The organism is Robiginitalea insularis, from assembly GCF_052497835.1.
This window is the reverse complement of the sequence record NZ_CP199296.1, coordinates 387,354-399,833: the sequence shown is the minus strand read 5'-3', so window position 1 is coordinate 399,833 and position 12,480 is coordinate 387,354. Positions and strand designations below refer to the sequence as shown.

The window sequence follows — 12,480 nt, the reverse complement described above, 5'->3', positions numbered from 1 at the left end:
TTATCCATGCGCAAGGGTTATCACCTTATTAATTTATATTAATGAAAGGTTAATTCTGATAAAGGCTTATTAATGCTGCATTATGCGCTTTTTATGGGTAGGTTAATTGCGACATATTGAACAAACGGACTATTTATATCGTATTGTTTGTGATATCCGTAGTTGGTCTGGCATTTGTTCAATACCAATACCTGCGGATCGGCCTGAGTCTGGCCAAAACCCAATTTGACCAGAACATCGGCCTGGCGGCAAATGATATCAAAAGCGGCCTTTATACCCGTAACCAGCTTTCCTTTTTAGTAGGGAATGCCATGCAGAAAGACAGTTCCTACTTTACCTCCAGCATGGAGAACATCACGGATGCCTCCCGTTTTTTTCTGGATGATTTTATCAGGGGAAAACTGCTCGATCATAAAATTGAGGCAGATTTTACTTACGAACTAACCGGCCGGGATACCTCCTTTTACCTTAAATCTCCCCGGGAGGAAGTTGCTGATGATGAAGTCCTTAAATACCCGATTGAACTAGAGGGCTATCTGCCCGACCTTATCGGGAAGCGCGTTATCCTGCAGTTGCGTTTCAGGGACCTCACAACCTATTTCCTTTTCCAGCTAAACGGATTGATTCTGCCCGGGCTTCTGTTTATGGCAGGAATCCTTATCACCGTATTCTGGGTATTGCGCACGTATTACTGGCAACGCAATATCATCACCACCACCAACGATTTTATCAATAACCTCACCCATGAATTACGGACGCCTGTTTTTTCCATCAGCCTGGCCAATAAAATTCTGAAGCAGAAATTATCCGGAGACCTGCTTTCCCTTACGGATATTATCTCTGATCAAACGAATAAACTCTCAGGACATATAGACAAAGTTCTGGAATTGGGCAGCCTGGAAGAATCCGGAACCGTGATCCCCAGTATTCCTTTCGATTTCAAGCCGGTCTTGCAGCAGAGTTGCGAGGAATTCAAAAAGCTTTGTAATTTGGAGGGTGTACCCTTTAGTTTTGAGTTAGATGGAGAAACCTATCCGGTAAAGGGTTCTGCTTTCCATTTGGAAAGCGCTGTCTTCAACATCCTGGACAATGCTAAAAAGTATTCAGATAAAGGGAAGATACACCTGCAGGCCACTCCCACCGCAAAATATTTAAAGATTCTCATTACAGATGAGGGGACAGGGATAGCGGCGGATGAAATGGATAAAGTTTTAAAAAAATATTATCGCATCGCCAGGGGCGACCGGCATGAGGTAACGGGATATGGATTAGGCCTGAGCTATGTTAAGAACATAATGGACCGGCACCGGGGGAAGATTAAAATTGCGAACAGGGAGCAGGGGGGAACCCTTGTGGAACTCAGATTACCGTTAGATAATTATGGAAATTCCTAAAAACATACTGATTGTTGAGGACGACCGCTCGCTTGGGTATTTGCTCAGGGAATACCTTGGTATGAAGGGCTTTGAAGTAACCTGGATACAGAAACCGGTGGAAGCACTTCAAGTAATGCGGACCAGGGCTTTCAACCTTGTAATTCTGGATGTTATGATGCCCGGCATGGATGGCTTTAGTCTTGGCAGGGAAATAAAGGCTGAATTTCCTGAATTACCTTTTATTTTCCTGACCGCCAAATCGCTTAAGGTGGATGTCCTGAAAGGATTCTCGGTAGGGGCTACAGACTATTTAAAAAAGCCAATAGATGAGGAGGAACTGGTTGTGAGGATAGAAGCCCTGCTTTCCCGTATTCAAAAGACAGAGAGGCCGGCCCAACCCAAATCCCTGCAGATAGGGGAGTACTTCTTCGATATAGAAAAGCAAATGCTGAAACGGAACGGGGAAGAAACCCACCTCACCTCCAGGGAAAGTGAATTATTACAGTTCCTGGCTATTCGGGAAAACCGGCTTTGTCCTCATTCCGAAATTCTGAAGGCGCTATGGGGGCAGAATGACTACTTTAAGAAAAAAAGCCTGAATGTGTTTATTACGCATTTGCGCAAGTACCTGAAAGCGGATCCATCCATCAGGATCGACAACATACACGGTCAGGGGTTTATCCTTAAAATCAATAAAAGCTGATACAGGAAAAGGGATTTGATCCGGATGCTGCTGTTTTTTTATCTTTGAACTGTTTACTGCTATAGATGGAAGCCTACGCCACAGCCCTTTTATACGCCATTCCATTTTTTATCCTTCTGATGGGGATAGAAATGGCTTACGGTTTCCTTGGGAAAAATATAAAATACACTACCCTGGATACGGTAAGCAGTATCAGTTCAGGGCTTACCAATATTATAAAAGACTCCCTGGGGCTGGCACTTATCGTAGTCAGCTATCCCTTTCTCCGGGATCACCTGGCCCTTACAAGCATTGAATCCAGCTGGCTGGTCTGGCTGCTGGCCTTTATCTTTATTGATTTTGCGGGCTATTGGAACCACCGGCTGAGCCATCATATCAATATATTCTGGAACCAGCATGTGATCCATCACAGCAGCGAAAGATTTAATCTCGCCTGTGCGCTGCGGCAACCAATTTCGAATGTTATCGGGTACTTCCCCCTCTTACTGATCCCGGCTGCGATGCTGGGAATCCCACAGGAGGTTATCGCCATTCTGGCCCCCATACATTTGTTCGCCCAGTTCTGGTACCATACCCAGCACATTGGCAGGATGGGGTGGTTGGAGTACGTTTTTGTGACCCCTTCCCAACATCGTGTACACCATGCTATTAACCCTGAATACATCGATAAGAATCTGGGGCAGGTTTTGTGTATCTGGGACCGGATGTTCGGGACCTTTCAGGAAGAACTAAAAGAAGTACCGCCCCAATACGGAGTGTTGAAACCTGCAGCTACCTGGAATCCCATCCATATTAACTTTCAGCACCTTTGGGGCCTGATAACGGATGCCTGGAGGACCAATAGCTTTCGGGATAAACTTCGAATTTGGTTTATGCCCACAGGCTGGCGCCCCGGGGATGTGGCCGATAAGTATCCCAGAAAAACCATCGTGGATGTTTATAATTTTGAACGTTACAATACCCCGGCTTCATATGCTTTGAAGGGGTATGCTATTTTCCAGGTCACAGCACATCTCGGCCAGATTTTGTTTATGTTCTACAATTACGGGCAAATAGGATTTGATGGCTTACTGTTTCTAGGTGCCTTTAATTTTGTAGGGATTTACGGGTATACCAGCCTGATGGATCGGAAAAATTACGCCATGTGGATTGAAGCCATCCGATCGCTTTGCGGGATTGCAATCATTCTGTGGACCGGAGACTGGTTTGGGATTGAAGGGTATTGGAGTGGTGCCAGCAAATTACTGCTCGGATATTTTATAATCTCACTACTTGCGGGAATTTACTTCACCAAATACGATGCTGCTTCCGGCAAGGCCTCTGTAGCCCTTTAAGATTACGGGTTTATGTACTGCAAAGTAAGAGCAAAGCTGTCAGCGTAATTTGGATACTTCCTTTTTAACCAGATCCACATAGGCCCGCATAGCCTCCTCCGGAGAAATATCCTGAGCCTGTATCAGCGCATTGGCTTTAAAGGCATTAATCAATGGGGTTTTGCTTCCCGGATTACTGAAGTTCTGATTGGCGATTTTATAGTAGGCGTATAATTTCAGCAGGAGGTCTGCCGGAATGGGGCTGGTATAATTGTTAATAACGGCAACCGCCTTTTCAAACTCCGTATATAAATCGTCAGTCTTCATCTTTTGCAGGGGAACTGGCCACACAGGTTATTGCCCCTTTTACTTTCTGATTCAATTTAACGGTGACCAGGCTGTTTAAAGGTAAGAACAAATCTACCCGCGAACCAAATTTGATAAACCCGGAATCCTCACCCTGCTGAACACTATCGCCTTCTTCTGCGTAGTTTACAATCCTGCGCGCCATTGCCCCGGCGATTTGTCGATAGAGGATCTCCCCGAATTTTGGAGTGCGGATCACCACCGTTGTCCGCTCGTTTTCCTCACTGGATTTAGGATGCCAGGCCACCAGGTACTTCCCGGGGTGGTATTTGGAAAAAGTAATGACCCCGCTGGCCGGATAGCGTGTAACGTGCACATTAATAGGGGACATAAAGATAGAGACCTGTATCCGTTTGTCTTTAAAATACTCCGTCTCTTCCACCTCTTCAATTGCCACAACCTTCCCGTCTACCGGTGCCAGGATTTCATTGAAATTTTTCGGGGTAACCCGTTTGGGGTTTCGGAAGAATTGCAGGATGAGTATCAAAAATACCAGGGCCAGGATCTGAATCCCGATCTGCAACCAGCCGATTGCTACAAAGCGGTCTGCGAGCAGGATTATGGCCGCAGCCAGGAAAAAACTGATTAAAATAATTCGTTGTCCCTCTTTATGAAACATAGCTAAAGATTAATAGCGTCAAATATGCAAATGGCGCGGCAAATACCAGGCTATCCAGACGGTCCAGCATCCCGCCGTGACCCGGAAGGATCGCCCCGCTGTCTTTTATTCCGGCATCCCTTTTGAATTTGGATTCAATCAAATCCCCAAGGCTTCCCATACTTACCAATACCAGTGCCAGGGCTAGCCATTCAATGGTGGCCAGCACCGGCGTATATTTTCCCAGGAGCACTGCGCTCAGGAGGGTAAAAACCAACCCGCCCAGAGTTCCTTCAATGGTTTTCTTCGGTGATACCGAAGGAAAAAGTTTGTGCCGCCCCAGCGTTTTACCGACCAGATAGGCAAAAGAATCATTGACCCAGATCATAATAAAGATACCCATGATCAGATATTTGGCAAAGGTATCGTCTTTGTAGGGAATCATTGTCAAAAAAATACATCCCCCGCCAAGATAAAATAGCCCGATAAGGAATTTCTGAAAGGAATTAAAGGGTTTTTTCTGGTTGGTAAACAGGTATGCCATCAAACTGATATTGACAGCAATGGTAAGGAAGAGCAGTAACTGGATCAGCGCCTGATTCCGGGTCAGATAAATAAAAACCCACCAGAGGGTCAGATAAGCCAAAAATACGTAATACCCCCTTAGCCGCACCAGTTGCTTGTATTCGTATAAACAGGCCAGGCCAAAAACCATAAATAAAAAGTCGAAAGCATCAGAGCTCAGGAAAATGGCGGAAAGCAAAAGGAGTACATATAAAGCACCGGTGAGCAGACGTCTGAGGACTTCTTTCATAATTACAGGTCCTCCAGTAATAAAAGGTAAAGATGTTTGGAGCTGCTGCCGTATGTTAAAAAGTCCTTTGAATTTTCTGTAGTCGGTTGAAAATGCTTTAAGGTGGTGATGTTGGCAGGTATATGGTCTTTGTATTTCTTTTTAATGATTTTCAATCCCTCCCCAATGGATTCCACGAGCTGGCTGGTTGTGGCAAAAACAATAATGTTCTCAGGGATTTCATGTAATTTTTTTTCCAAAAGCTGGTTAGAGCTAACCAGGATGGATCCATTTTGGGCTACCAGGTGTTCGCAGGTGGTAAAGAACACCTCGCTTTTCCCGTTTTTATCTGTGAAGCGAAGGCCTTCTGATTTAAAGCGGTCCTGCAGGGCGGGATTCAGGCTGAAAAACGGCTGGTCTTTCCAGTCGTTCTCTTCTATGATATTCCTCAGGGCGGTCTGTACTTCTCCAAAGGAATCACAATAAATGAATTTCCCCCCGTTTTTTTTGAATTGTATAGTGAATTTCTCGTCAACCGGAATCCGCAGGTCGGGCATGTGAACACCCCGGGTTTGCACCGTTTCTTTTGAGGGCTTCTTTTTGCCCCCGCCGAAAAGAAAATCAAAAAACCCCATTGGATCTGTTAACTGTTATCGGCAAAATGGCGTCCGGGCCTTTTGCTCAATTTTTTTCCTCAACTGTTTTTTCTTCCTTACTGTTGTCTTTTTCCGATTCAGGAATGGACTTTTCCTGCCCTAGTTTGTCAAATTGCTTTTCAAAAGGCCTTTGCCCAAAAATCTTTTCCAGATCTTCTTTAAAGATAACCTCTTTCTCAAGCAACCTTTCCGCCAGCTCAGTCAATTTGTCCTTGTTCTTCCGCAGTACATCTACGGCTCTGGCATACTGCTCTTCAATTATCTTGGAGATTTCCTTATCGATGGTCAGGGCGGTCTCCTCACTGTAAGGTTTGGTAAAGCCGTACTCATTCTGCCCTGAGGAATCGTAATAGGTAATATTTCCGATTTTGTCATTCAGGCCATATATGGTAACCATTGCCCGTGCCTGTTTGGTAACCTTCTCCAGATCACTTAATGCTCCGGTAGAGATCTTATCAAAGATAACTTTTTCTGCGGCCCTTCCGCCAAGGGTAGCGCACATTTCATCCTTCATCTGTTCCGGCCGTACCAACAGGCGTTCTTCCGGAAGGTACCAGGCAGCTCCAAGGGATTGTCCCCTGGGAACAATAGTGACCTTTACCAGTGGGGCGGCGTGCTCCAGCATCCAGCTTACGGTGGCATGCCCGGCCTCGTGATAGGCAATGGTCTTCTTTTCCTCCGGAGTAATGATTTTATTTTTCTTTTCCAGACCACCAACAATACGGTCTACCGCGTCCAGAAAGTCTTGTTTGCCCACGGCTTTCTTTTCCTTTCGCGCTGCAATCAGGGCCGCCTCATTACAGACATTAGCTATATCTGCTCCGGAAAAACCGGGGGTTTGTCTTGCCAGGAAATCCAGGTCCAGCGTTTCGGCTGTTTTGATAGGCCGCAGGTGCACTTCAAAGATTTCTTTTCTTTCGCGGATATCCGGGAGGTCTACATAGATCTGCCGGTCAAAGCGACCTGCCCGCATCAGTGCTTTATCCAGCACATCTGCGCGGTTGGTTGCCGCCAGTACGATTACATTGGTGTTTGTTCCGAACCCATCCATTTCGGTCAACAGCTGGTTCAGCGTATTTTCCCTTTCGTCGTTGGATCCTGTAAAGTTATTTTTCCCCCTGGCCCGGCCTATGGCATCAATTTCATCGATAAAGATGATAGAAGGCGATTTGTCTTTGGCCTGCTTAAAGAGATCTCGTACCCGGGAGGCTCCAACCCCTACAAACATTTCCACAAAGTCCGAACCGGAAAGGGAGAAAAAGGGCACTTTTGCCTCTCCTGCAACCGCTTTGGCCAGGAGTGTTTTTCCCGTTCCGGGAGGTCCTACCAGCAATGCCCCTTTTGGGATTTTTCCACCAAGTGAGGTGTATTTGTCAGGATTTTTAAGGAACTCAACAATTTCTTCCACTTCTTCCTTGGCGCCCTCCAGGCCTGCCACATCTTTAAAGGAAGTTCGGGTATCGGTCTTTTCGTCAAATAGTTTTGCCTTAGACTTCCCGATATTGAAGATCTGACCCCCGGCGCCTCCGCCAGCACCTCCGGACATACGTCGCATGAGGTAGATCCAGATGCCAATAATCAGCACAAAAGGCAGAATGGTCATCAGCAATTCCAGGAAAACATTGGATTCAGTATCGTAGTCCACGACCGTATCCAGGTTGTTCTCCTGCTTTATTTTCTTTATGTCGTTTTCAAAATTCTGAAGGTCTCCATAATCCAATACATACTGAGGAACAGAACCTGCTGTAATAGAAAAGGGCTGGTCTGCCACATCCTTATGCACATCCTTGGTAAGGGCTTCCTCAGTAAGGAAGACCTTGGCCTGACGCGTGTTGGTGATGATCAGGATCTTGTTTATATCCCCGTTCCTAAGGAACTCCTGAAGTTCTGAGGTAGTGGTTTTATTCGTGGGGGAAAGGCTGTCGCTTCCGAAGAACTGGAACCCGATCAGAAAAATAATGATCAGGCCGTAAATCCACCAGGAACTGAAGCGGGGCTTTTTTTGGGGTGTTTTATTTTCTTTTGCCATTTTTTTAATTGAAGTTGCTTTCGACCAGAGTTACTTTGGCGTCTCCCCAAAGGCCCTCTATGTCGTAATATTCACGTACATGCTTCTGAAATACATGTACCACAACATTTACATAATCCATTAGTACCCATTCGGCATTATCAGAACCTTCCACATGCCAGGGTTTGTCATTAATAGCTTTGCTAACAGTTTTTTGGATGGAATTTACGATCGCATTTACATGCGTGTTGGAGGTGCCATTGCAAATAATAAAATAATCGCAAACTGTGTTATCAATGGCTCGTAAATCGAGTAGGTTAATGTCTAATCCTTTTACTTCTTCTATTCCATTTAAGATTAAGGCAATTAATTCATCTGCACTTGCTTTCCTTTTCTGCATTCAAAAATATTAGTTTCTACAAAGTTATTATTTTTTTGTTTTTTTAGACACAGTTTTTAACATAAGCTTATTCATTGAACCGGCCTGCATGCATGTGATCAAACTTAGTGCCACGGATTCCACAAATGACTATTTAAAGAAACTTCAGTCGGGAACAACCCTACCCGATTTTTCAGTAGTTATAGCAGAGCAGCAGCAGTCCGGAAGGGGTCAGCGGGGTAGCAAGTGGGTTAGCGAGAAAGGTAAAAACCTGACTTTTAGTATTTTAAAGAAGGATATTCGCCTGTCAGGACAGCAGCATTTTTATCTCAATATCTGGGTTTCCCTGGCCCTTTTGAAAGTCCTTGACAAACTTGAAATCCCGCAACTTCGCGTAAAATGGCCCAACGACATTATGTCAGGTACTCTCAAGATTTGCGGTATACTGATAGAAAATGTATGGCAGGGGAGCCAAATCGTCCATTCGGTAATCGGAATTGGGTTAAATGTAAATCAGCTGGCCTTTCCAGGTCTGCCGAGGGCCGGGTCAATGGCCCTCGTCTCCGGGAAGCAATTCGATCTCGATGAGGTATTGATGCTGGCGATGGAGCAATTGCGGAGCGATTTTAAAACAGAAGGACCTAATTTTTACTCCATAGCACTGCGGGATTATGAAGAAAAGCTGTATTACCGGAATTTTAATGCAAAATTCAAAACGCAAGATGGGAAAATATTCAACGGGAGTATAAAGGGGGTAACAGCAGAAGGAAAACTACTCGTAGCAGGCGAAGATGGAAAACAATACGACTTCGGGTTTAAGGAAGTGCAACTGTTATATCAATAAAAAAATTCCACTAACCGATTTTACCGATGTTATCGCTCAGGGTTCCCAGGAAATTTGTGATGGGTCCCTTTACCATCATGGCCATCATGGCATTAAATTCCCCTTCAAAACTGAGTACCACCTCAGATTCCCCGGGGGTAATTTCGCGAATATCGGCTGTAAGGGTAAAAGGAAGCTTGTCGCTTGCGGCTCCCAGGACTATTTTATCGTAAGGCGTTGCCTCTTTTCGCTTTAATTTTATTTCAGGCATTCCTTTAAGGGCAAACCGGAACTGGTCCTCATCAATGAGTTCGAAAGTTTCAATGTTTTCCGGCATTAACTGTCGGAAATTACCGAGGTCGGTGAGAAACTCAAAGACGTCCTTTTGAGATTTCTGTATTCTGCTGCTGGGAGATTCTAAATGCATATATTATTGATTCCAATGTTCAGGATCCGAACGCCATTGGCGCAGTGTATCCAATTGATCTTCTTTAATGTAACCGGTTTCAGAGGCCAGGGCAATGAGGTGTTCATAGTCACTAAGGGTATGAACCTGCAGGTCCCGGTCCTTAAAACTATCGTCTGCCACCTTAAAGCCGTAACTAAAAATAGCCAGCATCCCTTTTACCTGCAGCCCTGAATTTTCAAGGGCTTTTATGGCATTAAGGCTGCTCTTGCCCGTACTGATCAGGTCTTCTATCACTACTACTGTCTGCCCGGCCTCAGCCTGGCCTTCAATTTGATTTTGTCTGCCGTGGCTTTTGGGCTCGGGTCGCACATAGGCAAAGGGCAGTCCCAGTTGCTCGGCAACCAGGATTCCTATGCCAATGGCCCCTGTGGCAACCCCCACTATTAAATCCGGTTTGCCGTAAAGGGTCTCTACCTGCCGGGCGATTTGTTCGCGGATGTAATTGCGGATCATCGGATAGGACAGTACTATTCTGTTATCGCAATATATTGGGGAATTCCAGCCAGAAGCCCAGGTAAATGGATTTTCTGGTTTTAATTTTATTGCATTAATTTGCAGCAATAGCTCTGCCGTTTTCTGAGCGGTGTCTTTGTCTAAAACCATGCTGTAAATGTATAAAGTTTTTGTGAATGAAAGACCACTGATCCTAACTGATAAATTATCGGATGAGGCGGATGGAGAATACTTCATGATGAATGGTGATGCAGTAAAGTCTGCAGTTGAAGCACTTTCCAAGAAAAAACTGAACCAGGCATTTATATACCATCCGAACCTGGAGGAAATCCTCAATAAATTCACCAAGAAAATCCCGCTTGTAATAGCCGCAGGGGGCGTGGTTACTAATGATCAGGGTAAGGTGCTGTTTATTTACCGCAACAACAAATGGGATCTGCCCAAGGGAAAGATCAATAAAAAGGAAACCCTGGAGGAGTGCGCTATCCGGGAAGTTGAAGAGGAAACCGGGGTTAAAGGGTTGAAGATAGAAAACTTCCTGCGAACGACTTATCACGTATTCAAGCGCAATGGGAAATTCAAGCTGAAGGAAGTACACTGGTATGCGATGAAGACCAGCTATACCGGCAAACTGAAAGGGCAGAAGAGCGAAGGTATCGAACGCGTAAAATGGAAGGGCCCCAAAAAAATTCGAAAGGCCCTGAAAAATTCCTACATCAACATCCGAATCCTTTTTGAGGTGCCGGAAGCCTGAATCTTATTCAATCCTGAATATGGGATACCTCAGGTGCGCTTCTTCGTAATAAGGGCTGTTCTCGTAAATCCATTCCAGTTGCCTGTATCCGTTTGCACTGAAACCGGCATCATCCAAACGCTTCGCTTCAAAACCCTGCCGCAGCAGGCTGTCACTTTGCAGTAGCTTTAAAGCCACTTCTTCGAATACATAAGGAGAAAATCCTTCTTTGCGCTGAAGAACGGTATCGAAAAAATTCCAGTTGAAAAACGAATCCACGGCCTGAGGCTCAAGGCTTTCCAGCAGGTAGCGGACCCCGTCCTGTTCTGTACTGACCAACAGGTCTCCGGCTTTCGCCTGCACTGTTAACTCGCTTGAGCGCACCTCTGTGTCGTAGTGCGGATAATGTCCTTCATATGCCCGGTTAAACGTTTTATAGGAGTCTATATGATAAACCGTTACCTGCATACTACTGTCTTTTTCCAGTTCAGTGTATTTTATTTTGTTCCAGTCAAGCCGTTCCTGAACGGCCTTCCACGCTTTTGGAATGAGGTATGCCGACGGGATGCGCACTGAATCGGCAGTCCGAAATTGATTGTAATAGGGAACGCTCCTCTGGTAGGGCCTGTTGCGATCGTATTTGATTCGGGCTTGCCCGCTTACCTCGCTTGTTAAAGTGTCCAGTTCAAACCCTTTGAAATCGAGTTCCCTGTAATCAGTGGAATCTACAGCCCATTTTGTTGGATAAAAACTTCCGGGAGCATAGGCTGCAGATGCCTTTTCCCGTATTCCCTGCAGGCTGTCTTTCTGCTCAGACAACAGCCCGATCAGGCTCTCGATTACGGAATAGGTCCCCTTCACCCGTTGCGCATAGGGTTTTAGCATATGGGTTTCGAGCATTAAGCCGGGGGTATTCCAGAGCGCCACATAGCCAGTGGAATATCTCGGATAATCCATAAATTGAGAAAAGCCAGTTTCCGGGGAACGGTTGAACACATTTACATATGGTGTGATATCCCATCCCTTTCCTTTCAGGTCGTTTTCCAGGCCTTTCAGTAAAACGGTTTCCTGAAAATCGCCCAGAGCACCTCCCAGTTTATTGTGCTGGCTGAAAAGGTGGGTAAGCGTATATGTATAGTCTGCCCCGTTGCTAACATGAGTATCCAGGAACAAATCGGGCTTGACCAGGTGGAATATTTCGGCAAAGGTCCTGGCATTTCGGGTATCCATCTTTAGGAAGTCCCGGTTGAGGTCAAAATTCCGGGCATTTCCCCTGAATCCGTAAGATTCCGGGCCATTCTGGTTTGCCCGGCTATTGCTGTTCCGGTTCAGGGCTCCTCCTACGTTGTATACAGGGATGGTAACCAGGATTATATCTTCGGGAACTTCCAAGGTGCCGGCAGCCAGATCCCTGAAAATTTGCATACTGGCGTCTATGCCGTCACTTTCCCCCGGATGGATGCCGTTCAGGATAAACAAGATTCCCTTTTCCCTCCCGAATCGTTGAAAATTAAAATTCCCTTCCGCATTATAGGTTACCAAATGCAGCGGTAAATCACTGTCGGTCTCTCCGATGGTCTGTATATTGATTTCGGGAAATTCCCTGGCAAGGGACATATAAAAATCCAGAACTTCCCTGTAGGTGGCAGTTGTATTGCCATCTCCTTTCTCAAAGGGAGTCGGGAACTCCGCTTTTTGTTCCTCCATGGTTTTGTTGCAGCCAAGCAACAAAAAGGAGCCTAACAAAATGGTCAACAGTATTTTAGACATTTGGTAACTTCCTTCGCATTTCTGCGGCAAAGTTAGCGCA

General features: G+C 45.5%; 14 protein-coding genes. 5 read left to right on the top strand and 9 right to left on the bottom strand.

Annotated elements, in window-relative coordinates; genetic code table 11:
• Positions 1-116 precede the first annotated feature (116 nt).
• The 3 genes from ACT6NV_RS01785 to ACT6NV_RS01775 all read left to right on the top strand — a co-directional run bounded on the left by ACT6NV_RS01785 (position 117) and on the right by ACT6NV_RS01775 (position 3,413).
• Positions 117-1,394: a sensor histidine kinase gene (locus tag ACT6NV_RS01785; protein ID WP_445385561.1), complete on the top strand. Its 1,278-nt coding sequence runs from the start codon at positions 117-119 to the stop codon at positions 1,392-1,394.
• Positions 1,381-2,079: a response regulator transcription factor gene (locus tag ACT6NV_RS01780; protein ID WP_445385560.1), complete on the top strand. Its 699-nt coding sequence runs from the start codon at positions 1,381-1,383 to the stop codon at positions 2,077-2,079. The genes ACT6NV_RS01785 and ACT6NV_RS01780 overlap by 14 nt, the downstream gene beginning before the upstream one ends.
• Positions 2,080-2,144: 65 nt before the next feature.
• Positions 2,145-3,413, top strand: coding sequence for a sterol desaturase family protein (locus tag ACT6NV_RS01775; protein ID WP_445385559.1), 1,269 nt, complete (start codon positions 2,145-2,147; stop codon positions 3,411-3,413).
• A gap of 39 nt (positions 3,414-3,452) precedes the next feature.
• On the opposite strand, the gene ACT6NV_RS01770 is transcribed toward ACT6NV_RS01775, so the two are convergent.
• From ACT6NV_RS01770 to rsfS, 6 genes are read right to left on the bottom strand one after another with little or no spacing between them, the layout of a single operon-like run.
• Positions 3,453-3,719, bottom strand: a complete 267-nt coding sequence (locus ACT6NV_RS01770; protein WP_445385558.1) for an acyl-CoA-binding protein — start codon at positions 3,717-3,719, stop codon at positions 3,453-3,455.
• The gene (locus ACT6NV_RS01765) at positions 3,709-4,377 is read right to left on the bottom strand and encodes a phosphatidylserine decarboxylase family protein (protein ID WP_445385557.1); all 669 of its coding nucleotides are present in this window, start codon (positions 4,375-4,377) and stop codon (positions 3,709-3,711) included. Before ACT6NV_RS01765 ends, ACT6NV_RS01770 begins: the two co-directional genes overlap by 11 nt.
• Positions 4,367-5,170: a phosphatidate cytidylyltransferase gene (locus ACT6NV_RS01760; protein ID WP_445385556.1), complete on the bottom strand. Its 804-nt coding sequence runs from the start codon at positions 5,168-5,170 to the stop codon at positions 4,367-4,369. The genes ACT6NV_RS01765 and ACT6NV_RS01760 overlap by 11 nt, the downstream gene beginning before the upstream one ends.
• A gap of 2 nt (positions 5,171-5,172) precedes the next feature.
• Entirely contained in the window at positions 5,173-5,784 is a 612-nt protein-coding gene (locus tag ACT6NV_RS01755) for an LUD domain-containing protein (protein ID WP_445385555.1), read from the bottom strand.
• A 46-nt stretch (positions 5,785-5,830) separates the two neighbouring features.
• Positions 5,831-7,834, bottom strand: a complete 2,004-nt coding sequence (ftsH, locus tag ACT6NV_RS01750; RefSeq protein WP_445385554.1) for an ATP-dependent zinc metalloprotease FtsH — start codon at positions 7,832-7,834, stop codon at positions 5,831-5,833.
• Positions 7,835-7,838: 4 nt separating this feature from the next.
• Complete coding sequence (gene rsfS, locus ACT6NV_RS01745; protein WP_445385553.1) at positions 7,839-8,213, bottom strand: ribosome silencing factor; 375 nt, start codon at positions 8,211-8,213, stop codon at positions 7,839-7,841.
• An 88-nt stretch (positions 8,214-8,301) separates the two neighbouring features.
• Here rsfS and ACT6NV_RS01740 point away from each other — a divergent pair, with 88 nt between their 5' ends.
• A complete protein-coding gene (locus ACT6NV_RS01740) occupies positions 8,302-9,036 on the top strand; it encodes a biotin--[acetyl-CoA-carboxylase] ligase (RefSeq protein ID WP_445385552.1) in 735 nt (244 codons plus the stop codon).
• Positions 9,037-9,046: 10 nt separating this feature from the next.
• On the opposite strand, the gene ACT6NV_RS01735 is transcribed toward ACT6NV_RS01740, so the two are convergent.
• Both ACT6NV_RS01735 and pyrE read right to left on the bottom strand, forming a co-directional pair.
• Positions 9,047-9,442 carry an SRPBCC family protein gene (locus ACT6NV_RS01735; RefSeq protein WP_445385551.1) on the bottom strand — a complete coding sequence of 132 codons (396 nt, stop codon included), beginning with the start codon at positions 9,440-9,442 and terminating at the stop codon, positions 9,047-9,049.
• A gap of 3 nt (positions 9,443-9,445) precedes the next feature.
• Entirely contained in the window at positions 9,446-10,087 is a 642-nt protein-coding gene (gene pyrE / locus ACT6NV_RS01730) for an orotate phosphoribosyltransferase (protein ID WP_445385550.1), read from the bottom strand.
• 7 nt (positions 10,088-10,094) lie between these two features.
• Between pyrE and ACT6NV_RS01725 the strand changes: the two genes are divergently transcribed.
• Positions 10,095-10,691: an NUDIX hydrolase gene (locus tag ACT6NV_RS01725; protein WP_445385549.1), complete on the top strand. Its 597-nt coding sequence runs from the start codon at positions 10,095-10,097 to the stop codon at positions 10,689-10,691.
• A 3-nt stretch (positions 10,692-10,694) separates the two neighbouring features.
• Here ACT6NV_RS01725 and ACT6NV_RS01720 read toward each other — a convergent pair whose 3' ends face one another.
• Positions 10,695-12,440, bottom strand: coding sequence for a M14 family metallopeptidase (locus ACT6NV_RS01720; protein ID WP_445385548.1), 1,746 nt, complete (start codon positions 12,438-12,440; stop codon positions 10,695-10,697).
• Between the last annotated feature and the right edge of the window lie 40 nt (positions 12,441-12,480).